Source organism: Polaromonas sp. P4_H1, from assembly GCF_056400945.1.
Genome location: NZ_JBFUKG010000123.1, coordinates 1 through 552, shown reverse-complemented (window position 1 = coordinate 552; position 552 = coordinate 1). Strand labels below are relative to the sequence as shown.

The 552-nt window shown below is 54.9% G+C and carries 1 protein-coding gene; it reads left to right on the top strand.

Annotation, left to right across the window (positions count from 1 at the left end):
• On the top strand, positions 1–278 hold a 278-nt coding region (locus AC1DS5_RS25460; protein WP_477721022.1), incomplete at its 5' end, for a Bug family tripartite tricarboxylate transporter substrate binding protein.
• Between the last annotated feature and the right edge of the window lie 274 nt (positions 279–552).

The following is a 552-nucleotide window of genomic DNA, read 5'->3' as shown; positions in this document are numbered from 1 at the left end:
CCGACGTACCAACGCTCGATGAGCTTGGCTTGAAGGGGTTCGATGCAGATGCTTCATTCGGGTTCTATGCACCTGCCCGCACGCCTCCCGCGGTGATCGAGAAGCTAAACGGCGAGATTAATCGCGTGCTCGCGACGCCTTTACTGAGTGAAAAGATCGTGACTTTCGGAAGTATTCCCGCTCCGATGAGCCCCGCCGATTTCGGTGTGAAGTCGGAGAGGGACTCTGAGCGTTTTGGCGCTATCATCAAAGAGAGAGGAATTAAGTTAGCCAATTGATGAGAAGACCTGAGGGTAGAGAGCGCAAGATGACGCTTGCGAGGTCCCTGTCAGGCGGCCAATAGCAGGTGGTCGCAATAGGCCGTGCGCTGATGTTCGATCCGAAGTTGCTGCTCTGCGATTCGGACAACTTTCGCCGACGCTACGACGCCGCCAGATCTGGGCAGTTCGTCAGAAAAACAGCCTCTTCAATCGCACCATTTGAGACAATAACGATCTGACAGTATCGAGACATGTCCATGGAACGCGCCACGGTAGCGCCAAATTGGCAGGG